Genomic DNA, 1,028 nt, shown 5'->3' on the forward strand with positions numbered 1-1,028 from the left:
GAGTAACCAGTTTATCAAATAATCTTACTGATCTGATACAGTTTCTATGATATACTAAGGGCGTAACAAAAGGGTCTGATTCCCAATTTGTTACGCCCTTTTTATTTCCTCTAGACCCAAATGAAACAAAACATGGAGACCCCATGAAGATTGGTTATCGCCGTGTCAGTTCCTTTGACCAAAACCTTGATCGCCAAGACCTTGGACCTCTCGATAAAACCTTCGAAGAAAAACTATCAGGGGCAACCGCCAAAGATCGTCCAGAACTGCAAAACATGATTGAGTTCGCCCGAGAAGGTGATGAGGTCATCTGTTGGTCCATAGATCGCATGGCACGTGATCTTCGTGATCTTCAAACCATCATCCAGACCCTGTTAGATAAAAATGTCAGCATCACTTTCATATCCGAAAATCTGACATTCTCTGCATCCAGCAATGATCCCTTCGCAAAACTGCAACTGCACCTCATGGGAGCATTCGCAGAATTTGAACGATCCATCATTCGTAAACGGCAAGCAGAAGGTATCGCAAAAGCAAAAGCACGTGGTGCCTACAAAGGTCGCAAACCATCCATTGATCAAGACAAAATCATCGAACTCAAACAACAAGGCATGGGTCCAACCAAGATTGCCACTGAAATGGGTATCAGTCGTGTCAGTGTCTATCGTGCCCTGAAAGGATCACAGGAACAGCAGGAGGTCTCACAGTGACCAAAGATAATAAAGACAACACAGATAAGTGGTCAGCACCGACCAGTTCCTATGATGACGCTATGGCGATTAAGCGTCTTGTGAAAAAGGTAAAAGACCAAAAGGAACAAGACCCAAAGGATGACGGTAAATCTTCTTCCTGATCCACCGCAACGCACAGATAACCTGCTACCTCTGGAAAATCCTGTGCTGTTACCGTAGAACAAACCGTAGAACAAAACCGTACAAGAAACCTGAATCCCAATGAACGGTTTTTTGTTATTTTACAGTGACTTGATGGGGACAAGGTGCACAGATTACGATTCTTCTGGGCACCAT

At 44.1% G+C, this 1,028-nt stretch carries 2 protein-coding genes; both read left to right on the forward strand.

What is annotated here, in order from left to right:
- Nucleotides 1-143 precede the first annotated feature (143 nt).
- Nucleotides 144-710, forward strand: coding sequence for a recombinase family protein (locus tag DFK10_RS16170; RefSeq protein WP_109390068.1), 567 nt, complete (start codon nt 144-146; stop codon nt 708-710).
- Nucleotides 707-853: a hypothetical protein gene (locus DFK10_RS16580; protein ID WP_217810200.1), complete on the forward strand. Its 147-nt coding sequence runs from the start codon at nt 707-709 to the stop codon at nt 851-853. The genes DFK10_RS16170 and DFK10_RS16580 overlap by 4 nt, the downstream gene beginning before the upstream one ends.
- Nucleotides 854-1,028 lie beyond the last annotated feature (175 nt).

Source organism: Salibaculum griseiflavum (assembly GCF_003129565.1).
GTDB classification, from domain to species: domain Bacteria; phylum Pseudomonadota; class Alphaproteobacteria; order Rhodobacterales; family Rhodobacteraceae; genus Salibaculum; species Salibaculum griseiflavum.

Excerpts from the sequence above, each read along its gene's own strand:
- DFK10_RS16170 (WP_109390068.1), top strand. The coding sequence starts at position 144 with ATGAAGATTGGTTATCGCCGTGTCAGTTCCTTTGACCAAAACCTTGAT.